Raw genomic sequence first — 21,291 nt, 5'->3', positions numbered from 1 at the left:
CATTCCCCCCTTGGTCTGTTCAGCTCCAACGAAGGAGTTGATATAATGATCTCCAAATTGTTTTTCGTATTTCAATCTAAGATTAAGAAAGGTACTGCTTACACTTTGCGTAGACTGCGTCAATTCGGGAGCCGTAATTCTTCCTCCCCTAAGGGGTAGATAAGTATCATTCTCTTGGTCATAATTATAAACTGTCCAAGGGGTTCTCCACCTTTTGTCTAAGATATCTTCGTTGCTATATACAAAATAGCCGTCCATGCCTAAACCTTCTAACCAGGGTGCTTTGATATTAAAACCTACCTTGGTGATGGCTCTTTTGGATTTAGTATTGTGGTCCCCTGAAGCTGAGGTAGTCATAACGGCCGGGTTTAGCCCCTGCTCAATTCCTGCGGAAGGGTAACCATTTTCATAGTAGACAGGCATCATTGGAATGGCATTTAGCCAACCCCAAGGGTTTTCCGTTCCCGGTTGCGAACGATCATCCAACCCCAAGTTTAAGTCCAGATTTACCGTAATGTATTCATTCACATCCGCATCGATATTGGATCTAATGGTATAACCTTTAAAGTCATGCACCCCCTTTTTAAATATACTGTTTTGGTGTGAATAAGAACCTGACATAGAATAGCGAACGGATTCAGACCCTCCCCTCAAACTCAAATTGTGCATGCTCTGTAGGGAATAATCCTTCAAAACCTCCTTGTACCAATTAGTATTGGGGTAATTGGGATCAGTACCATTTCGAAACAATTCAATTTCAGCTTCTGTATACCGAGGGTCTTGACCATCTCTGACCATCATTTCATTGACATATCCTGCGAAAAGAGCAGAACTTGCCAGTTCTGGAAGTCGTGTGGGCTGGCTTATCCCTTGATTAAAAGTGTAACTTAATGTTGGCTTTCCGGCTTTTCCTCTTTTAGTTGTGATAAGAATTACCCCGTTGGCAGCTCTCGCACCATAAATAGCAGCAGAAGCATCTTTTAATACAGAAATTGACTCAATGTCATTGGGGTTAATTCTTTGCCAACCCGGAGGATTTTGAACGCCATCTACCACTACAAAAGGGCTATTATCCCCGGTAGTATTGCTCCCCCGGATCAATATTGTAGAACTGTCTGCTCCCGGCTCGCCTGTTCTATTCATGGCGACCAATCCCGGCAGAAGCCCTGATAAAGAGTTGGTTAAATTTACTGAAGGATTGCTAATCACTTGATCATTCTCTACGCTAGTAACCGATCCGGTGAGAGTGGCTTTCTTTTGGGTACCATAGCCAATGACCACAAACTCATCCAAGTCTGCGGTTTCCTCTTTCAGTGTCACATCAATTTGGCTTCTATTACCTATTTCTACTTCACTTGTAAGCATCCCTACAAATGAGACAACAATCACTTGGGCATTTGCACCCACGCTGAGAGTGTATTTTCCATCCATATCTGTGACCGTACCATTTGTAGTACCTTTCACTAGAATAGTGGCGCCGGGTATGGACTGTCCATTAGGATCGGAAACCGTACCATTCAAGACCTTAACCCCTTGGGCAAAGACATTTCCACAATTCATCCCCACCAATAAAGAAAGGAGGAAGATTAAAGATTTAGTAATTTTTTTCATAGAGCGGTAGCATTAAGTTCAACTTATTTTACACAAACTTTAAGTTCAATTTACCCCATAAAACAATTAATTAAATTAAAATAGTTAAATTTATTAGCGATAACGTTATCGAAAATTAATACAAACTACATATAGAAAAATTTTTACAACTAATAGTAAATAAATACTTACAATATTCAAGAAGATCAATGCGCAATTAATTGTTTTGGATAAATACTTCGTTTTAATGGATGTTTAAAAATTAGATAGAACTATTTAGCTTCGGGTATTTGAAAAACGCACAAAAAATGGATAACTTCCCTTATTTTAGATTCCACCTTGTAGTTAAACAAACCTTTGACCCACCCCACACCATTTCTCAGCCATAAATAATCCGGAAAAATTCTATTGAAAGCTGAAGGAATAGAGATGCAAGGCAAATAAATGCAATTGTAAGCCGTAGGAATCTAATTGTAGATGGTAGGAACTTAAATGTAAGCGGTAGGAACAGAGATGTAGGTCGTAGAAATAGAGGTGAGCAAGGCAGGGAATTGCCGGTACAAAATTTCCTTTTATCTTTTTTCTAAGCAAAATCACTGCTTTGTTTGCGGGTATTTTTATTTGAAGAAACAATTATTAATTCAAACCCGCACTAGCATCCCTTCCCTCTAAGCCTTAAATCTTATACATAGAAATCGACACAAGGTTTTTCCCTTTGAGATATTTTGGTATCTTCAGCACGAATGGCCTCGGTTGGGTACAGCTACATTTGGTTGTAATTAAGATGAAAAAAGATATTCCACATATAACATTTAAGCCCGGATCAACTGACAATTTTGGTTTTGAAATTGTTCCCATTAGTGAAATCGCTAAAAATAAAAATAGCCATACACACGATCCTGAAATGCCCCATCAGCTAAAATTCTATAATCTAATTTTTTTCACCCAAGGTTCAGGAAGACATTTTATTGATTTTAATTGGTTTCCTGTACAAGAAAATAGCCTCATCTACCTCACCAAAGACCAAATCAGTGCTTTCGAGTTTTCAGAAAACCTAAAAGGTTATTGCATAATATTTACCGAAGAATACTTTGTTAATAGCTTCTCTAATTTAACAAATGATTTTGTATTTAGACTTTTTAATCCGGAGCTGTTTTCGCCTATTCTCCAGATTGGTCAGAATTCTGATTTTCTAACCTATTTTAACCTACTGCTCAAGGAATATGGAAGGCCTCATTCATTTAATCACAAAACCATAATCAATTCACTTTTAACTATTTTAATTTCAAAAGCAGAAAACTTAAAACAAAACCTAACTTTTCACATCTCCGATGCTGCAAAAATAATCCTTTACCAAAATTTTATTTCGCTTCTCGAGAAGAACCTAACCTACAGCAGAAGCGCCAATTTTTACGCCAAAGAACTGGCTGTAAGCTACAAGCATCTCAACACCGTTTGCAAAGAGTTGATCAATAAAACCGCCAAAAATGTAATTGACGACTTTATTATTTTACAAGCAAAAAGAAACCTTATCAATTCAACCACAAATTCTGCTGAACTCGCATACAAACTGGGCTTTGAGGATCCCACTAACTTCACTAAGTATTTTAAGAAAAACACAGGTTTAACCCCTAAATCCTTTATAAAATCTTTAAAAAGGGACTAGTAGTTCAACTTTAACCATTTCCACATCCATTTTCATCTTTTCTACAAGTTGTTATTGCTTCACCTTTGTGTCCATACTAAACAACAAAGAAAATGAAAACTATTATAACAACCCTTGCACTCGCTCTTACAATGATCGTTTGCAACGCCCAAAACAAACTGAACAATTCTAAAAAATTAGAAAAAATGAAAACAGAATTAGAATTGACAAACAAAGAAAAAGCTTCTGCTTTAATTACAAGCCTAGAAACCGGTGATAAGTCAACCATTGCTTACATCAACCCAACCAACTACAAACAACACAACCTTTCGGTAGCAGATGGTCTGGAAGGTTTTGGAGCGGTATTGCATCATGCACCGAAAGGCGGATTTAAAGCCAACGTGGTACGATCTTTTCAAGATGGAGAATATGCATTTACACATACTGAATATGATTTTTTCGGCCCCAAAATAGGCTTTGATATTTTTAAGTTTGAAAATGGAAAAATTGTAGAACATTGGGATAATTTTTCAGACCTAGCTCCTGCCAACCCAAGTAATCGTTCACAAACAGATGGGGTCATAAAAATTAAAAATTATGACAAAACTGAAGAAAATAAAGCCTTGATTAAGGATTTTGTGAACACCGTTTTAATCGGAGGTGAGTTTGATAAATTGCCCCAGTATTTTGATGGAGACAATTATATACAACACAATTCAATGATAGGAGATGGCCTGTCAGGCTTTGGTAAAGCAATTGAAGAAATGGCAAAACAAGGGATTACTATGGTTTTTGAAAAAGCCATATCCTATTGGGAGAAGGGAACTTTGTGCTTTCTGTTACTGAAGGAACATTTGCAGGAAAGCCTACCTCCTTCTATGATTTATTCAGGATAGAAAACGGCAAAATTGTAGAACACTGGGACACCATTGAAACGATCTTACCTGAATCTGAAAGAAAGAACAGTAACGGAAAGTTTAATTTTTAACCTTCACTTTAAATTCAATCAAAATGAAAACTAAATTAATCACATTTGTTTATTTGGCAGTCTTCGGCCTTGGCTTAAGCTGTGCTCAAGGACAAACAGAAAACCACAAATTCCAATTTGGGGAAGCAGAACACTTATTAGATGGGTATTCTCTGAACTTCCAATACCAAGATGGAAAAGCAATTCACATGGAGTTTGAAAAGGGTAAAGCTAAATATGAATGGATTGTGGGCCCCGGAAAAGGAAGAGGGAACGCAGATATTCCTTATCGCTCTTTAAAAATGGGTGAAAATTTATACTTAGTAAACTGGCACGAAACCGACAAAAAAGACTATTTAACCATTGTTTTTGATTTCGACAAAATGATTGTGCACAGCTCGATCATAGTAGGTTACGAAAATAAGCCTGAAAGAACATTGAAAACTGTATTTCAAACAGGAGTTATTGACCACTTAAAAAAGAAATAAGATGAGTAATGTAGCCACTTGCCCAACTTGTGGCAGTAAAGCCAAGATAAAAGCAACGGGTGAATCAGTCACCTATGAAACCTTACAAGATGATCAGTTGATTGAAAAAGTAGAACAATTAAAAAAGCTATGCAGAATTACAAAGAGAAGGCAGAGCAAATAGAAAAACTACTGAAAGAGAAAAGATAAAAACCCTTCGAGTAATCCGAGCTTTTCCGGCTCGGGTACTCACCCTTTTTCCGGAGTATCTGAAAGGAGGTCACTGTAAAGGAGTAACCAATGAAAAGCCTCTCAGGTGATACTATCCTTTCTTATTGACTACTTAAATGCTATCACAACTCACCTGAAGGAAACTTTCACTCTTAATAATAATTTGGTAACTTCGATTAGCTAGAGTTCCACCTATGTATGACTTCACACAAGGCGGTCTCAACACAATTAAATTAAGCCACCTTCATGACATTAGCCGAATTTTTAAATCAATACAAGCCACTATCAGCAGCCGAAAAAGCACTATTGGAGGCCAACACGAAACGAGTCAGCTATAAAGCCAAATCGTATTTTGTGCAAAGTGGAAAAAGGAGCAATGAAGTTGGTTTTATTACCTCAGGAATTTTTCGCTATTTTTTTATGATGCTGAAGGTCAGGAAATTACTGCTCATTTTATGGCTGAAAATGAATTTGTGGGGAATATCACCAGTTTTTTTGAATTTTCACCAAGTGCCGGCAGCATACAGGCTGAAACTGATTGTGAGGTAATCATCATTAACCGGGAGGCTTGGAGCCTTTTTGCAAAGAGATAGCCAACTGGGAGGTTACTGTGCAAAAAATCATTAATGAGGTGTTGCTTCGCAAAACTAATTTTCAGCGAAGCCTAATCAACATTGATGCGCAAAGCGCTTATTTAAATTTCCTACACTCCTACCCCAAGATTGCTCAAAAAGCTGCCTTAAACCACATTGCTTCCTATTTGGGAATTACGCCTTTTTCTTTAAGTAGGATAAGAAAAGCCATCACATCTAATTAATATATTTCTTACCCGGGTTTTTCTTGCCAAATGGCAAGCATTTCTAATTGCTGCATTTTGATATTTGTACCAAAATAAACGATACAAGCTTCTATCCTCACTGAAATCGAATGAAGCTTTATAAAAATAATCGAAATGAAGAGAAACGTAATTATAACAGGAACTTCCACAGGTGTGGGATTTGAAAGTGCTATCCTTTTCGCTAAGCAAAATTATAGAGTGTATGCCACCATGCGCAACCTTAAAAAAGCGGATTCACTCCAGGAGAGAATTACCACCGAGGGTCTGGATATTGAAATTTTGGAATTGGATGTTACTGATCCCCAATCTATAAAAAAAGCTGTAGAAACTGTGGTGGCTAAAGATGGCCAGATTGATCTGCTAATCAATAATGCCGGGGCAGGCTTTGCCAAAACTACAGAGCAGGCTACTGAAGAAGAAATTCGGTGGGTAACGGATGTAAATTATCTGGGAACTGTTTTTTGCACACAAACCGTATTGCCTTATATGCGCCAACAAAAATCCGGACAAATCATCAACATTACTTCTGTAGGAGGACTGGTAGGGCAGCCGTTTAACGAGTTATACTGCGCAGCAAAGTTCGCCATTGAAGGATTTGCAGAAGGCTTAGCAACTTATGTCTCACCTGCTTTCAATATAAAAATCTCGAACGTAGAGCCAGGAGGAATTTCAACGGAGTTTATGGCTTCTGCAATTGGTAAAACTGCTGTAGATGGAAAGTTCGCCACAGGTGAATATCTTCCCATTTTTGAGAAATACATGACCGGCAATCAGCAACGCGCTAATGAAGGTGCTGAGCAAGTTTATCAAACCGGACTTGAAGTAGCACAAGTAATTTTAAATGTCGCACAAAATGAAAACCCTCCACTGCGAATACGATCTTCTCAATGGGCAGAAGATTTTTGCCAATTGAAAACAGCGGCTGATCCTGATGGAACCAAGTTGGTAAAAAATATTACAGCTTCCTTTCTCTAAAACAGACAATGCAGAGAAAAACAGCATAGTATCCTAGGGCTACTGAAACTATGGGTTCGGTAGCCCTTTACCATCTTGCCCCCACTAATAAGAAAGCAAGGTTTTGGCTCCTAGAAAAGGGAATGGCTGAAGGTTTGCGTTTTCTAGATTACAGGCTAACATTTTTCAAAGTCTTGCAAACCAATTAAGTAATGCATTTTTAGCCCAATAAAGGCAGTGAACTGCTGACAGCTAGTGGTTGGAGATCATTTTTTTATCCTATTATTTTTCTCCGGAGATAATACCTATTAATTTAAATTCCTACAGTAATCATAGGCTTTGGTTCTTTCACAATGGTTTGACTTTAATTTTTTATGATAGGCATACAATAAATCGCAGTTTTCTACTTCCCTCCAATTACCGCCGTCATTGAATTTTCTTAGGATAGATCCGTCCTACCTCTTAAACTGAGCTATATTCTCCCTTTTTTATCCATGAATCTTAGACTATCCTTTTTGACCGTTATTGCAAATACTACTAACTATACTTAAGTTTGCAACTATATTATTTATAGTATTTAAAATTCAACAAGTTATGAAAGCAATGGTTCTCAATGAATATGGTGAAAACGCAAAGTTTGCACCTAAAGAAGTAGAAAAGCCAATAGTAAAAAGTGACCAGGTATTGGTTAAAATTTCCGCATCAAGTATTAATACAGTAGATACAATGATTCGAAATATGGGAAAAGACTTGCCTTTTTCCCCTGATAATCCGGCCATATTGGGAATGGACTTCGCCGGGACAATTGAAAAGTTAGGTGAAGGAATTACTGAATTTTCTATTGGAGATGAAGTTTATGGATGTGCCGGTGGATTGGCAGATTTACAAGGGACTTTGGCAGAATATATTGCTGCTGACAGCAAATTAATCGCGCACAAGCCTAAAAACCTTACCATGCGAGAAGCTGCCGCCCTACCCTTGGTTGGAATTACTGCTTATGAAGGATTAATGAGAGCCGGAATTAAAAGCGGGCTTAATGTATTGGTGCACGGTGGAGCTGGAGGAGTTGGTCACTTGGCTGTACAAATGGCGAAGTATTTTGGAGCAAATGTATTTGCAACCGGAACGGGTGAAATCCAAGGCGAAGTGGTAAATAATTTTGGTGCTACCTTTATTGATTTTATGAAAGAAGGTGTTGAAGCCTACACAAAAAAGTATACCAAAGGATCAGGTTTTGACATTGTTTTTGATACAGTGGGTGGTAAAAATTTATTAAACTCATTTGAAGCCGCAGCTTTAAATGGTCAGGTTTCTACAACCGTTTCGCTGCTTGAGTTAGATTTAAATCCGGTGCATTTTAAAGGGCTTTCTTTGCACGTTGTTTTTATGTTAATACCAATGCTACACAATTTTCAAAGAGAAAAGCACGGAGAAATATTAAGTGAGATTTCAAAAATTGTGGAAGCAGGAGATTTAAAACCATTCCTTGATGAACAGCAGTTTTCATTAGATAGTGTTGGAGAAGCATATTCGAGATTGGAAAGCGGTAAAGCTATAGGAAAGGTAGTTGTAGAAAATTAATAAAACACATCATGAATTTACAAAAGGCATACCTTTCGTTAATCTTATCGACTTTAACTTTAGTTTCATGTCAAGTAGGACGGCCAACCGCTAGCAAAACTGAAAACAAAGCTTCAGAACAAATTTCAAACCCAACAAATAAAGTACTGTTAAGGTCTGAAATTAAATGGGAAAAACTAAATCCCGCCAGAGGAGATCAAAGTCCACAAGCCGGTACGGTTTGGGGAGATAGGAAAGGCGAGGTACCTACCGGATTTCTCGCAAAATTTGCCGATGGCTTTTCCTCTCCACCTCATATTCACAATGTAACCTATCGAGCTGTTGTAATCAAAGGAAGCATTCACAATGATGACCCAAAAGCAGCAAATATGTGGATGAAACCAGGCAGTTTCTGGACCCAACCCAAAGGAGAATCGCACATTACTTCTGCCAAAGGTGAAGAAAATATAGCTTTGGTAGAGATAGACAAAGGGCCTTATTTGGTTCAACCCATTGAGGAAGCCTATGACAATGGAGAGCGACCTATCAATATAGATGTTTCAAATGTAGTTTGGTTAGACAGCAAAAAAAGCAATTGGATGAAGACCAACAGTAAAGCTAAAATAAGCTTTCTATGGGAGGCCAATGATGAAAAAGGACTGTTTGTAAAACTTCCTAAAGGGTATCATGGAAGCATTAAAACAGAGGGAACTGTTTTTCATTCTGTTGTTATTCAAGGTGAGTTGCATTACACCCTTCCTCCAAATCAAGTAACCAAAGTATTAGACGCCGGAAGTTCTTTTAGTGCTACAAGCAAAGCCATTCATCCCCTTTCAAATTTGAATCAGGAGGTGCTGCTTTACATCAGGACAAACGGTAGTATTAAAATTGATTAAAAATGAAAACAATATTAATCACGGGGAGTACAGATGGAATTGGTAAGTTGACAGCATTTAAATTGGCTAAACAAGGTCACCAAATATTACTCCATGGAAGAAATCCCGAAAAATTAGCAAACACCATATCAGCTATTAAAGAGCAAACAGGCAATGCTAGAATCCGCGGTTATGTATCTGATTTAGCTGACTTTAACAGTATTGAGCAAATGGTTGTTGGTATATTTAATGATTTTACTTCCATTGATGTATTGATCAATAATGCGGGTGTTTTAATAAGTCAATTTGAGCAAAATCAAGACAAATTAGATATACGATTTGCGGTCAATTATTTAGCTCCATACCTATTGACCAACGGATTATTGCCTCTACTTAAAAAAGGAATTTCGCCGAGAATCATCAATTTAAGCTCGGCTGCACAATCCACAGTTTTAATAGATGCCTTAGTAGGAAGCATCCAAATCTCAAGTAATGCAGCCTATGCCCAAAGCAAATTAGCCTTAACCATGTGGAGTTTTGCTTTAGCCAAAGCGAATCCTGAAATAATAACCATAGCTGTTAATCCCGGATCATTATTGAATACTAAAATGGCTCGTGAAGCTTATGGTCAGCATTGGTCCTCAGCGGATAAAGGAGCCAATATTTTATATGACCTAGCTATTTCTGCCCAATATGCTGAGAGCAGTGGGAAATACTTTGATAATGACCGCGGATCTTTTTCTCCAGCACACAATGACGCCTACAATGAGAAAAAAATTGATCAATTGATTGCTGAAACAATTAAAATATTAAAAAAATGACAAATAATAAAGCACTTGCCCAAGCCCGCGCACTGTCCCTTCCTTCTCGTCAAGCAGCACTTCAACGTGAAGCACCTGTCTCTCTTTTTGGAAAAATAACCGAGAATTGCTTGAAGATGCTTGGGTAGCATGGGAATTTGAAAACAAAGATAGTTTGCTAATCCCTGATGAATCGCTACTTGACCCTCGTCTGCGAAAAGCTGTTAATGAAGCTTGGGAAAACCCGGAAAAAGAACAAGCTGTAGCAAATTTGTGGGAAGAAATTATTCCGGGGGTATATGTTGCTCAGTTTTTCGATATCGATCGGTTAGCTGATTTTCGTAAATACTTGGAAGCTATAGCCAATTCTCAAATTCCCAAACGTGCACCCTATGGTATTCAATTGAACCGTTACGGAATTATGCTGGACCCACGTTCAGAAGGACATCTTGCAGCTCCAAATTTCCAGGCATTTTACAATGCATTAATGGATCGGTATATGCGTCCCATATCCCGATTATTATTGGGCACTTATGGCTACGATAATCAAACATTTGGTTTTTCCATTCAATACAACCCTGATAAAGACAAGGATTTACATGCCCATACGGATGCCTCAGCGGCTACTTTGAATATCAATATTAACTTACCGGATGAAACATTCACGGGTTCACAAGTTGATTTCCACGACAAGACCACAGGCAAAGCAGTACAAACTGTTTTTGAACCGGGCAAAGCGATCATTCACAGTGGCAGTGTGCCACACGCCACCCACCCAATTACTAGTGGACAACGCAACAACTTAGTGGTATGGCTATATGGAGACCGCATGCAAATACCAAGAGGTGGAGTAAGTAGCTATGGAAACCTTTCTCACTCAAGTCTTAATGTTGAGGCTACAGAAAACATCACTGCTCGTCAGCGATGGACTGTACCAAATGCGCCCAAAGATACTTTTGCCCCATTTTAAAAGAAATGGAATTGAATAATCTAGGCAAAATATTTAAAGGCTTACTTATTATAGGATCCTTTTGCTTCTAATGCACCAATGCTATACAAAACAAGATTTTAAACATGATTATTCCGACTGGCTTTGGTAGACAACCCTATCAGAAAATCCTGGCAGGGTTGTCTAACTAGCTTTTATTCACCACTATTCTCTACCCATAAAGCCAGCACTTCGCACTTAATCTGATAGGTAGCAAAAATCCTGATCTTGCTTGAATCATTGATCTTAGTTAAGGGTTTCGTTCTCAGGTAAAGCCTTTGCTTGGTGGGTTCCATTTCAGTTGCTTGTGGGCAAACAACTTTCTTGCAACGGTCATTTTTTTGAAATATATTCACTTCCCATGGCACCTTCGGGAGAATACGGCATTTCTTCCCGAGAAATTTACATCACCTTACAGGTTAACCCACACAGACAATAATGCACGAAAAGTTTGTCAAATACTTCTCCAAAATTTGCGCTCTTTCAAAGGAAGAATCCGACACAATAGCTAAAAGCATGTAAACGAAAGCTTTCGCAAAAGGAGGATATTTATTAAAAGAAGGACAAATTTCTGAAAACACCTATTTTGTACTTAAAGGTTGCATTAGAGAATTTATCTTATCTGAGGGAGATGAGAAAACTACGAATTTCTTTTTCGAGGATCAATGGGCTATTTCACTCAACAGTTTATCTAAAAATAATCAGGCGACTCACAATTGGGTTTGTATTGAAGATACTACAGTTGTAGTGGGCAATGAACAACAAGCTCAGGAACTTTTCAAAAAATTCTCACGGTTCGAAACAATTTCTCGGACCATAATGGAAGCAGCTTTTGCTGAACAAAAAGAAGCATTGACATCGTATTATACAGATTCTCCCGAGCAGCGTTATCGTAAGCTATTAAAATCAAAACCCGGGCTAGTGCAGCGTATTCCTCAATATCATCTTGCCAGCTATATAGGGGTCAAACCCGAATCTTTAAGCCGTATTAGAAAACGTATCTCCTCCTCCCTCCTGAATAATTAAACAGTAATTATTACTTTGCCTTTTTTGTGACCATTCTCAACATAATCGTGAGCTTCTGACATCTTTTCCAATGGATAAATACGATCTATCACAGCCTTAACTTTCCCTTTTTCTACAAGATATTATAAATTTTTAAAGAAAAAACCAAAAAGTATACACCTTTCGAAATAGCGTATCCGTCTTATAGGCCTTGCTTTACTCATCTTTGTATCAACAAAATAAAACAGCCATGAACACGACAAATCAATTTGGTAAAAAAGGGTGGTTACCCGAAAGGATAAAAGATTTAACAGGCAAGACCTTTGTAATTACAGGTACTACAAGCGGTACGGGCTATGAAGCAGCACGCATTCTACTTTCGAAAGGGGCGAAGGTAGTGATGCTTAACAGGAACCCACAAAAAGCGCAAATTACCATCGCTACATTGAAAGAAAACCTTGGAGATGGTATTGATGTTAACAACATTACCATGGACTTGGGAGAACAGGCATCAGTAAAAAAAGCTGCTACCGAGGTTATGCAAAAAGTTGATCGCATTGACGCTTTAATTTGCAATGGTGCCATTGCCCAAGTACCCAAACAACAAATCACCAAAGACGGCTGGGAAAGTCAGATGGGTGTGAATTACTTCGGCCATTTCACCTTGCAAGCTTTGCTTTTCCCTATGATTGAAAAATCAAAAGGGCGTATTGTTACCGTAGGTAGTCTGGGCTATGACATGGGTATCAAAACCATCAAGTTTGATGATTTGAACTGGGACAAGGATTATACAGCCAATGATGCCTATAGCCAGAGTAAATTGGCTCAAATCATGACCATTTACGAACTACAAGACAGGTTGGCAAAAGCCGGTAAAACGGATGTAAAAGCTTATGCTTGCCATCCCGGCTCTTCCAGAACATCATTAATCGCAACGAGTGGAAGCTTTATGATGAAAATTATTTTTGGTCTTATGAAGTTATCGCCTTTGACACAACCTGCTGAAAATGGAGCCTATCCTGAATTAATGTGCGCCACAGAGCCTGATTTAGACCAAACCGCCTTTTATGGGCCTACGGGTAGAAGCAATTGGGTAGGACCTGTAGGGCCCCACGAACTAAAGCCCCATGCCAAAGACAAGACTGTGGCTAAAAGGCTGTGGGAGCTTTCAGAAAAGGAAACAGGAGTAAAGTGGGAAATTTAATTAAGGGAAAAAATTGAAAAGTTTCAAGGATAAAATATTGGTTGCCGAAAAGGCGAACAGCATTACTATCTGTAACTAGTATTTTGAATTACTTCCGGCCATTCCAAATACTTAGATGTATTAGGCCCTGGGCACCTCTGATTGGTTCATTTACTGCTTTAGGAGAAGGGTTTTGACCTGGTTTACAGATCATTACCACTTTTTAAAAACGATCACGAAAGCATTAGCTTAAATCCGACATAGGCAATAGATCCTTATTACTGACTTAAATCCTTATCTTTGATACCCGTAAAAAATTAAGCAAAGGACCTTTAATCAGCAATTCCATTTAGTAAAAATATCAATTCATTGGATAGAAGGATTCCAGAACCTAAATTTTAAACTCCAATTAGTAAAATTAATATTGGCTCTTTATAATGGATTTTTCCGAAACTAACAGACTATCAAGATTAACCGCAATCTTGGTTCAATTGCAGACAAAACGAATTGTGACAGCCTCAGAATTAGCAAGTAAATTCGCTGTAAGTAAAAGGACGATCTACCGAGATATCAAAGCGCTAGAACAATCCGGTGTTCCACTGTTTACAGAAGAAGGAAAAGGGTATTCATTAATGGAGGGGTACAAAATTCCACCTGTAATGTTTACCGAAAAACAGGCAAATGCCCTGGTACTTGCTGAACAGCTCGTACTAAAAAGTAAGGACGCATCATTTGTAAAAGATTACGGGGAAGCCATTGATAAAATTAAATCAATCCTAAAATACACGGTCAAGGACAAAACAAATTTACTTACTGATAGAACCCAATACCGGCTAGTGCTAAGTCAAGAAAGGAATAGTGATAATTTATCAGATTTACAATACGCACTGACCAATTTTAACCTTGTGAGTATTGAATATACCAACAAAGAGAATCTAGTAACAAAAAGAATAATAGAGCCATTTGCCATATTAAATTCCGAAAATTGGTATTTGGTGGCATGGTGCCGTTTACGTAATGAATTTCGATTTTTCCGTCCTGATAGAATTCAAAAAATGGAGATTCTTGAAGAGAAATTTGAACCTCATAAAATGACATTACAAGAATATTTTGACAAATATCAATAATCACAATTGACCCTTGACATAAGGCTGTCACCGACCGGATTTACTTTTGAATTCTATTTTTTTAAACATAAAAAAATCAAAAGTAATGAAAAAAAGTCAATCGAATTCCCAAGTCCTAGTGTGATTTCAGTTAATGACATTAAACTGGAAGTATTTGAGGCTGGTAAAGAGAATCAAGGAAAACCAGTTGTACTCTGCCATGGCTTTCCTGAGACTGCCTACTCTTGGCGTTTCCAGATTCCGGAACTTGTCAAAGCAGGCTATCATATTCTTATTCCTAATCAGCGAGGTTATGGAAACTCTTCTTGCCCTGAAGAAGTAACCAAATATGACATTGAACATTTAACAGGTGATTTGGTGGGATTACTTGATCATTATGGGTACAAGGATGCGCTATTTATAGGTCATGATTGGGGAGCAAATGTTATCTGGAATCTTGGATTGTTGCATCCGGAGCGAGTAAAAAAAATTATAAACTTGGCTCTACCCTATCAAGTACGGGGAGAAAAACCCTGGATAGAGTGGATGGAAGAAATATTCGGAGGAGACAATTATTTCGTCCATTTTAACCGGCAACAGGGAGTAGCAGATGAAATATTAGGTAAAAAAATTCCAATTTCTTACGCAATTTATTCCGAAAGAATGTACCAATATCACCCCTAGAACCCGGAATGCTTATGATAAACCTTGCCAATGCCGAAAACCCGCTTGGTGATCCCCTAATGAGTGAAAGTGAATTGGCTGTTTATATTTCCGCCTTTAAAACATCAGGTTTTACAGGGAGTATCAATTGGTACCGAAACCTTGACCGAAATTGGCATTTAATATCAGAGGTGAATCCAATCATACCACACCCAACATTGATGATTTACGGAGAAAAAGACATGATCCCAAAATTGGAGAACCTGACAGATTTTGTACCCAATGCAGATGTCGTCAGTATTGATTGTGGTCATTGTATTCAACAAGAAAAACCGGAAGAAACAAACAAAGTAATTCTAGAATGGCTAAGACAACAATCTAGTTAAAATAGAAAACTACTGTTTTTTCTCTTAGCAGCCAAATAGCTTGATGAACTGATAAAAAATCCGTTCATACAAGCTGTTTGGCTTGTGTAATCAAGGCACTCAAGCCTCAATTGAATATTTGGTTGGCCAACTGTTACATTCCTAGATTCAATTCACCTTACGTTAAACTGACATCGATAAAGATGAGGTGGCATGCATCAACAGTTTTAGCCGATGGCTTGGCTAAAAGAAATAAATATCTCTTTAATCAAGAGACAGATTTAATAAAAATTTCCCATTTTAGGTTTATACCTACACGGTCTAAATTTTTATCTAACTAAGGTCATAATTCCGTTTTCTATTTTTATCTTTAAGAAAAACAAGGTACTATGTCTTTTCTCAAATCCTTAATTTTCTTATTCATCCCTATATTTGGCTTCTCGACGCAACAAAACAAAGGTTTTTTGATTTTAAATGGCAGGAAAAAGATGACAGAATCATTCTTATCATTGATCAACTTGGGGAAGAATTTTTATATGTCAATGCCTTAGCAACGGGAATTGGCTCAAATGATTTAGGATTAGACCGTGGCCAATTGGGTGGAAGACGAATAGTGAAATTTGAAAAGGTCGGTGATAAAATTTTGCTTATTCAACCCAATTATAATTTCCGAGGAACAAGTAATAACCAAGCAGAGGCAAATTCTATAGAAGAAGCATTTGCAAAATCAGTCATTGGGGGATTTCCTATTCTTAATGCCGACAATGGGCACTACCGCATTGATATAACAAATTTTTTGCTTCGTGATGCCCATGGTATTGCCAACACTTTAAGCAGGAAAAATCAAGGCCACTATACAGTGGATCAATCGAAGTCTGCAATATATTTACCGAATACTATCAGCTTTCCCGATAATACTGAATTTGAAGCAATGATTACTTTTAAAGGGGAGGCTAAAGGTGCAGAAATCCGTAGTGTAACTCCGGATGCAGGCTTTGTAACTGTGAACATGCATCATTCATTTATACGTTTACCTGATAATAACTACAAACCAAGGGTATTCCATCCATCTGCAGGATATTTTGGCATTGCCTATTCAGATTATTCCACACCTATTTATGAAGACATCAACAAAAGATTAATTACTAGGCACAGATTGGAGAAAAAGACCCAACTGCAAGAATGAGCGAGGCAGTAGAGCCAATTGTTTATTATTTAGATCCAGGTTGTCCGGAACCCGTAAAGTCTGCCTTGCTTGAGGGAGCAAAATGGTGGAATCAAGCCTTCGAAGCAGCCGGCTATATCAATGCGTTTCAAGTTAAAGTATTACCGGAAAGTGCCCACCCTTTAGATATCCGCTACAATGTAATTCAATGGGTACACAGAAGCACCCGTGGTTGGAGCTATGGCAGTACTATAACAGACCCAAGAACCGGAGAAATAATAAAAGGCCATGTAAGCTTAGGCTCTCTTCGCGTTCGACAGGATTTTATGATCGCTCAAGGTATTTTGTCTCCATTTGCCAATTCAAACTATAATCATGATGAATTAATGGAACTTGCCTTGGCAAGATTACGACAGCTTTCTGCTCACGAAATTGGTCATACCATTGGTTTAGCCCACAACTTTGCTGCCTCTGCAGACCATAGGGCATCAGTCATGGATTACCCACACCCCTTGATTAATATTTTGAATGGGAAGGCAGATATCAGCAAGGCCTATGATGATAAAATTGGCGAGTGGGATAAACGAGCAGTCCTTTATGGTTATCAGGATTTTGGCCCCCAAACCGATGAAGAAGCTGCTTTAGCGCAAATTGTAAAAGAAACCCTTCGATCCAATACCGGATTTATATCCGACAAAGATGCTCGTGCGCGAGGTGGTTTGCACCCTTCTGCACACCTTTGGGATAATGGAAGTAATGCCGTTGATGAATTGGAGCGGATAAATGAGGTGAGAGCTTATTCCTTGAAAAATTTCGGAGCAAAACCATTCCGGAAGGAAGGCCTTACTCTGAGCTGGAAAACATTTTGGTACCTCTTTACTATATGAATCGATATCAAGTAGAGGCAGTATCCAAGCTAATTGGTGGCGTAGCCTATAGCTATGCAGTAAAAGGGTACAATGAACCACCAAATATTCATCCGATTGAGGGGAAAACCCAAGAACTGGCCGTTGATGCCTTATTAAAAACTATTGAGCCCAATTATTTACAAATTCCCCAACATATTAAAGCGCTAATTCCTCCTCCGGCATATGGTTATAATAAAGACAGAGAGTCCTTTGCTGGAAATACCGGCTTTTTGTTAGACCCTCTGGCTGCGGCTGCTTCAGCCACAAACAATTTATTTAGGTTTATGTTCCAAGAAGAACGATTGGCAAGAATCAACCAGCAAAAAGAGTACAATCTGAAAGCTTATTACGATCAAATCAGTCAAAAAATCTTTAATACAAAAGTGAAAACTAATACTGAAAGACAAATCAATCAACTTGTACAAGCAAGTTTTGTATTACATTTAATTCAAGCCGGCATTCATAACCCTGATATACTCGTGAGGGCTATATCTAAATATTATTTACAAGAAGAAATAAAAGGTAAACATTTAACTAAAAATGGGGATAGCTTTGAAGAAAAAGCACATGCGGTTGCTTTAATGGAGATGATAACCAATGCATCCGCAAACCCTGAAAACTGGACAATCCCACAGGTACAGGAAATGCCTCCCGGCTCACCCATTGGGTGTGAGGGATTTCATGATTACCATTAATCGGGGAATCATAAATTAAGTAGTTGAATTTAATCTGCTAAGGACATGCGAATCAAATTGGAATTTAACTCATTCCGGTCAAAGGTATTTCTTTTAGAACCTTCATAAGGTTTGAAAACATCGTCTACTTTAGCTGTATTCTTTGCATTTTGTTTCATTTAATCCCTATTTTTCCTTACTAAATACTAGGTTGGCGTATTTGAAACATTATGAAAAAAAGAAAAACGATTCTGGAAACAACAATTTCAATGCAAACCTGAAGATTTTGAGAAACAGAGTGGGGAGCAACTTAATCTTAATTTATGGTCTATCCCATTAACGGATGAAATCATTTCTTTTTTAGTCCCCTATCTGGGAAAAGTTTTTGAAATTAACCTAACCCATATGGATATTACCAATGAAGGTGGCAATATGTTGAGTAATTTGACTCAATTGAAACACCTGAAATTAAAAGACACCGCTTTAATTGCAGATTGTATTCCTTTCCTTACAAAGCTGAAAAATATGGAAGAATTACATTTAGGTTTTATAAAAGCCAATTGCAAAGATCTATTGCTCTTGAGTCAATTAAAATCACTTAAGCTTTTAATTGTAGGTATGGATAAAATTAATCATGGAGCTTTAAGTGAATTATTAAAAAAAAACACAGGTTTAGAATTGATCATTAATTCAAAAAAGTACGAGACAAGCCATTAAATTCAATTATTGCTCAAACTAAAGACCATTCCAACAAAATTGAATTTACAAGAATGATTGAGGTTAAATCAAAAGCAGAAATTATAGTTTGGTAGTAGCCACCTAAGCAAATAAAGATGAGACCAAGTGAATGGATTTCTAAAAGTGAATCAAGTGCACAGTTACATGGTATATCCTGAAGGAGAAAAGCATTGGGCCTTACTTGATTTTGTGAATATTGCACTAGGAAAAAGCTTTTCCGTTTTAAACTCTTTTTGTGATAAATCGCTATCCTTAGCGAATTTAACACAGGGTTTGGTGGTCATATGTATTTATAAATGACACTGTTAGTTCTGTTGTATTTATCAAAATTCAATGCGAAAATTTGAATATTATGATTTGCATAAAGTTCAAAGTAGGATCCGATCCGGAAGGCTAAAGCCGGAATTGCGAAAGGAGTCGAAATGCCTGTTTGATGCACTTTCAAATAAAGGTAATTGGATATGCTGATCCAAAGTTTTAATTGGTACTTAAGGATTTATCTTGGTATTTTAGCTCTGTAAAAGGAACGACAAGAAAAATGGAAGATGCAAAACCTAAAACAGTGGATGAGTTTATCCAAATTGCTCCACTTGAGGCTCAAGGACTTATGGTTCAGCTTAAAAAACTAATAGAAACCACCGCTCCCGAAGCTATAGGTGGGATCAGTTGGAATGTGCCAATTTACAAATACCACGGAATTCTTGTTGGCTTTTCTTTGGCCAAAAAGCACCTAAGTGTGGGTGTGGATTCAATCCCCGATGATGTCAGGAAATCACTTGAAGAAAAAGGTTATAAAACCGGTAAGAAAACCATCCAGATTAAGTTTGACCAAAAGATTCCTACAAGAGAAATAAAGCAGCTGATCATTGAACAAGCCAAACTGAATAAAAATCAGCAGCAAAAATGAACAAACTAAAACTTCCAACTGCCCATACAATTTTAATCTTTATTGCAGCAATGGTTGCTGTCTTAACATGGCTGATCCCTGCAGGTAAATACGACACCCTAATTTACCAAAGTCAAACCCATACATTCGTTAAGAGCAATTTGGCTCAAAGCATTGAACTTCCTGCAACCCAAAAGACCTTGGAAGAACTTCAAATAAAAATCCCCATTGAAAAGTTTCTTTCCGGAGATATTTATAAGCCAATCGCAATTCCAAATACTTATAAAGAGCTAGAAGCGCGTCCTCAGGGGATAGGCGCCTTGGCAAAATCACCAATAAAGGGTATCATAGCCTCTTCGGATATTATTTTCTTAATTTTAATCATTGGAGGTTTAATAGGCATAATGAACCTTTCTGGCGCATTTGATGCTGGGATAGCCTATTTGTCTGTGAGTCTCAAGGGTCGCGAGTACATGCTTATTATTTTGGTAACAAGTTTAATTGCTGCCGGTGGAACTACCTTTGGTTTAGGAGAAGAAACCATGGCCTTTTACCCCATACTTATACCGGTTTTTCTTGCAGCAAAATACGACGCAATGGTTGGGCTTGCTTGTATTTTCCTTGGCTCAGGTATTGGCACCATGTGTTCTACCACAAATCCCTTTTCTACCATAATAGCCTCCGATACTGCCGGGATTAACTGGACAACAGGACTTGATAATCGCCTGATCATGTTAGTAATATGCCTGCTCATCACCATTCTTTATATTCTCCGCTATGCAAAGCGGGTAAAAGACGATCCCTCGAAATCTATTATTTCTGATCAACAAGAGATGATAAATTCACAATTTGAACGAAATTCAGTAAATTCTACTGCCAAACTCAACCCAAAATTAGGACTCATACTCATTGTATTTTCTTTGTGTTTTTTATTGATGATTATTGGGGTATCCTTTCTGGATTGGTGGTTTGTAGAGATGACCAGTACATTTCTTGTTGGGGCCATCGTTATAGGTTTTATTGCAAGGGTAAAGGAGACGGTTTTTGTAGAAGCCTTCACCAGTGGTGCTTCCACTTTGCTTGGGGTTGCATTCCTTGTTGGCATAGCTCGGGGGATCACCATATTAATGGAAGATGGACTTATTAGCGATACCATTCTGTTTCATGCGAGCAATGTCACAGCGGGCATGAATAAAGGTATATTTACTAACTTTATGTTATTAGTATATGGAGGACTGTCCTTTTTCATGCCTTCATCTTCTGGAATGGCTGTACTTACGATGCCCATTATGGCTCCTTTGGCAGATTCTGTGAGCATAGGAAGGGAAACAATAGTTGACGCTTACCTGTTAGGGATGGGACTATTTAACCTTATCAATCCTACAAGTCTTATTTTACCTGCCTTAGCTATGGTACATATTGGGTTTGACAAATGGATAAAATTTATCAGCCCGTTATTGTTAATATTATTGATAACAAGTATGGTGTTTTTAACCTTATCTGTATACTTTGTTTGACACCAAGAATAATAAAAATTTGGGTTTTAAGTCGAATTGATAAATAGGTTTTCTATTACTTAACAGGGGTTAACAACAAATTATTTTTTGGTGGCGTTATTGCAATTAAAGCAAAACACCACCAAAATAACATTCTTTAAACCTTCCTATCTTAGAAAAAGCATCA

The 21,291-nt window shown here is 37.8% G+C and carries 18 protein-coding genes and 5 pseudogenes; 20 read left to right on the top strand and 3 right to left on the bottom strand.

Features of this window, described 5'->3' with window-relative positions:
- Positions 1 to 18: 18 nt before the first annotated feature.
- Positions 19 to 1,560 (bottom strand): annotated as a pseudogene (locus WG932_RS28295) (SusC/RagA family TonB-linked outer membrane protein); the annotation flags it as partial.
- A gap of 814 nt (positions 1,561 to 2,374) precedes the next feature.
- Between WG932_RS28295 and WG932_RS28290 the strand changes: the two are divergent.
- The 11 genes and pseudogenes from WG932_RS28290 to WG932_RS28240 form a co-directional block, all read left to right on the top strand.
- Positions 2,375 to 3,256: an AraC family transcriptional regulator gene (locus WG932_RS28290; RefSeq protein ID WP_483086130.1), complete on the top strand. Its 882-nt coding sequence runs from the start codon at positions 2,375 to 2,377 to the stop codon at positions 3,254 to 3,256.
- 185 nt (positions 3,257 to 3,441) lie between these two features.
- On the top strand, positions 3,442 to 4,131 hold the full coding sequence (locus WG932_RS28285) for a nuclear transport factor 2 family protein (protein WP_483086129.1): 690 nt from the start codon (positions 3,442 to 3,444) through the stop codon (positions 4,129 to 4,131).
- A gap of 115 nt (positions 4,132 to 4,246) precedes the next feature.
- Entirely contained in the window at positions 4,247 to 4,690 is a 444-nt protein-coding gene (locus WG932_RS28280; RefSeq protein ID WP_339677732.1) for a MoaF-related domain-containing protein, read from the top strand.
- Position 4,691: 1 nt separating this feature from the next.
- Positions 4,692 to 4,853 carry a hypothetical protein gene (locus WG932_RS28275; RefSeq protein ID WP_483086128.1) on the top strand — a complete coding sequence of 54 codons (162 nt, stop codon included), beginning with the start codon at positions 4,692 to 4,694 and terminating at the stop codon, positions 4,851 to 4,853.
- Positions 4,854 to 5,319: 466 nt separating this feature from the next.
- A pseudogene (locus tag WG932_RS28270) lies at positions 5,320 to 5,493 on the top strand (hypothetical protein); the annotation flags it as partial.
- Between the two features lie 359 nt (positions 5,494 to 5,852).
- A complete protein-coding gene (locus WG932_RS28265; RefSeq protein WP_483086127.1) occupies positions 5,853 to 6,713 on the top strand; it encodes an SDR family oxidoreductase in 861 nt (286 codons plus the stop codon).
- 573 nt (positions 6,714 to 7,286) lie between these two features.
- A complete protein-coding gene (locus WG932_RS28260; RefSeq protein ID WP_339677737.1) occupies positions 7,287 to 8,273 on the top strand; it encodes a zinc-dependent alcohol dehydrogenase family protein in 987 nt (328 codons plus the stop codon).
- An 11-nt stretch (positions 8,274 to 8,284) separates the two neighbouring features.
- A complete protein-coding gene (locus WG932_RS28255) occupies positions 8,285 to 9,148 on the top strand; it encodes a DUF4437 domain-containing protein (protein WP_483086126.1) in 864 nt (287 codons plus the stop codon).
- Positions 9,149 to 9,150: 2 nt separating this feature from the next.
- On the top strand, positions 9,151 to 9,948 hold the full coding sequence (locus tag WG932_RS28250) for an SDR family NAD(P)-dependent oxidoreductase (RefSeq protein WP_483086125.1): 798 nt from the start codon (positions 9,151 to 9,153) through the stop codon (positions 9,946 to 9,948).
- Between the two features lie 106 nt (positions 9,949 to 10,054).
- Entirely contained in the window at positions 10,055 to 10,897 is an 843-nt protein-coding gene (locus tag WG932_RS28245) for a hypothetical protein (RefSeq protein ID WP_483086124.1), read from the top strand.
- A 555-nt stretch (positions 10,898 to 11,452) separates the two neighbouring features.
- Positions 11,453 to 11,941 (top strand): annotated as a pseudogene (locus WG932_RS28240) (Crp/Fnr family transcriptional regulator); the annotation flags it as partial.
- Here WG932_RS28240 and WG932_RS28235 read toward each other — a convergent pair.
- Positions 11,938 to 12,048: pseudogene (locus tag WG932_RS28235) on the bottom strand (zinc-binding dehydrogenase); the annotation flags it as partial. The pseudogenes WG932_RS28240 and WG932_RS28235 sit on opposite strands and share 4 nt — an antisense overlap.
- Before the next feature lie 122 nt (positions 12,049 to 12,170).
- Between WG932_RS28235 and WG932_RS28230 the strand changes: the two are divergent.
- The 6 genes and pseudogenes from WG932_RS28230 (at position 12,171) to WG932_RS28205 (ending at position 18,005) form a co-directional block, all read left to right on the top strand.
- Positions 12,171 to 13,124 carry an SDR family oxidoreductase gene (locus WG932_RS28230; protein WP_483086123.1) on the top strand — a complete coding sequence of 318 codons (954 nt, stop codon included), beginning with the start codon at positions 12,171 to 12,173 and terminating at the stop codon, positions 13,122 to 13,124.
- A 416-nt stretch (positions 13,125 to 13,540) separates the two neighbouring features.
- The gene (locus WG932_RS28225) at positions 13,541 to 14,230 is read left to right on the top strand and encodes a helix-turn-helix transcriptional regulator (protein WP_149393833.1); all 690 of its coding nucleotides are present in this window, start codon (positions 13,541 to 13,543) and stop codon (positions 14,228 to 14,230) included.
- 120 nt (positions 14,231 to 14,350) lie between these two features.
- Positions 14,351 to 14,893, top strand: coding sequence for an alpha/beta fold hydrolase (locus WG932_RS28220; RefSeq protein WP_483086122.1), 543 nt, complete (start codon positions 14,351 to 14,353; stop codon positions 14,891 to 14,893).
- Positions 14,894 to 14,907: 14 nt separating this feature from the next.
- A complete protein-coding gene (locus tag WG932_RS28215; protein WP_483086121.1) occupies positions 14,908 to 15,258 on the top strand; it encodes an alpha/beta fold hydrolase in 351 nt (116 codons plus the stop codon).
- Positions 15,259 to 15,832: 574 nt separating this feature from the next.
- Positions 15,833 to 16,423, top strand: a complete 591-nt coding sequence (locus WG932_RS28210; protein WP_483086120.1) for a DUF5117 domain-containing protein — start codon at positions 15,833 to 15,835, stop codon at positions 16,421 to 16,423.
- Positions 16,420 to 18,005, top strand: a pseudogene (locus tag WG932_RS28205) (zinc-dependent metalloprotease). Before WG932_RS28210 ends, WG932_RS28205 begins: the two are co-directional and overlap by 4 nt.
- A gap of 29 nt (positions 18,006 to 18,034) precedes the next feature.
- Here the strand turns inward: WG932_RS28205 and WG932_RS28200 are convergent.
- The gene (locus WG932_RS28200) at positions 18,035 to 18,163 is read right to left on the bottom strand and encodes a hypothetical protein (RefSeq protein ID WP_483086119.1); all 129 of its coding nucleotides are present in this window, start codon (positions 18,161 to 18,163) and stop codon (positions 18,035 to 18,037) included.
- Positions 18,164 to 18,389: 226 nt separating this feature from the next.
- On the opposite strand from WG932_RS28200, the gene WG932_RS28195 reads away from it, so the two are divergent.
- The 3 genes from WG932_RS28195 to WG932_RS28185 all read left to right on the top strand — a co-directional run bounded on the left by WG932_RS28195 (position 18,390) and on the right by WG932_RS28185 (position 21,125).
- A complete protein-coding gene (locus tag WG932_RS28195; protein ID WP_483086118.1) occupies positions 18,390 to 18,701 on the top strand; it encodes a hypothetical protein in 312 nt (103 codons plus the stop codon).
- 559 nt (positions 18,702 to 19,260) lie between these two features.
- Complete coding sequence (locus tag WG932_RS28190) at positions 19,261 to 19,629, top strand: iron chaperone (protein ID WP_014020970.1); 369 nt, start codon at positions 19,261 to 19,263, stop codon at positions 19,627 to 19,629.
- A complete protein-coding gene (locus tag WG932_RS28185) occupies positions 19,626 to 21,125 on the top strand; it encodes a YfcC family protein (protein WP_483086117.1) in 1,500 nt (499 codons plus the stop codon). The genes WG932_RS28190 and WG932_RS28185 overlap by 4 nt, the downstream gene beginning before the upstream one ends.
- The last annotated feature ends 166 nt before the right edge of the window (positions 21,126 to 21,291 follow it).

This window comes from Cyclobacterium sp. SOCE241 (assembly GCF_056867545.1).
This window is presented reverse-complemented; position numbering and strand designations above follow the sequence as displayed.